Source organism: Mesorhizobium sp. M7A.F.Ca.MR.176.00.0.0 (assembly GCF_004023165.1).
GTDB lineage: Bacteria > Pseudomonadota > Alphaproteobacteria > Rhizobiales > Rhizobiaceae > Mesorhizobium.
This window is the reverse complement of sequence record NZ_RZTC01000266.1, coordinates 1,419-1,801: the sequence shown is the minus strand read 5'-3', so window position 1 is coordinate 1,801 and position 383 is coordinate 1,419. Positions and strand designations below refer to the sequence as shown.

Here is a 383-nt window from a genome sequence, read left to right as displayed (position 1 = left end):
GGCAATGACAGCTGCCGGTCAGTATCGCGATGTCATCATAGCGATACTGGCCGCAGTTGCGGCAAGGCCCCACCATCCCCATCCCGAAAAGAGCACGCCCGCCGCCGTCATAGGGTGCGCCCAGCCGGTGATGCCGAAGGGCGGCAGCCCCATCAGCACCGCCGCCGCCAGATACCGCACCGCCCTTCCCTTCCCCGGATGCTTTGTCCAGAGCGCCGCATGCACGGTGACGAAGCAGGCCGAAGCCATCACCCACAGCAGGAGGCCAGGCCAGAGATCGGCGGCATAGAAGGTCGCGACACCCTGCGGCAGGCCGCGTGAGGCGGCGAGGAAATAGCCTCCCGAAACGGCAGCCGCGACCACGCGCGATGGCGACTTCGCCC

The 383-nt window shown here is 67.6% G+C and carries 1 pseudogene; it reads right to left on the bottom strand.

What is annotated here, in order from left to right:
• Window positions 1-21: 21 nt before the first annotated feature.
• A pseudogene (locus EOB59_RS37080) lies at window positions 22-383 on the bottom strand (nitrilase-related carbon-nitrogen hydrolase); the annotation flags it as partial.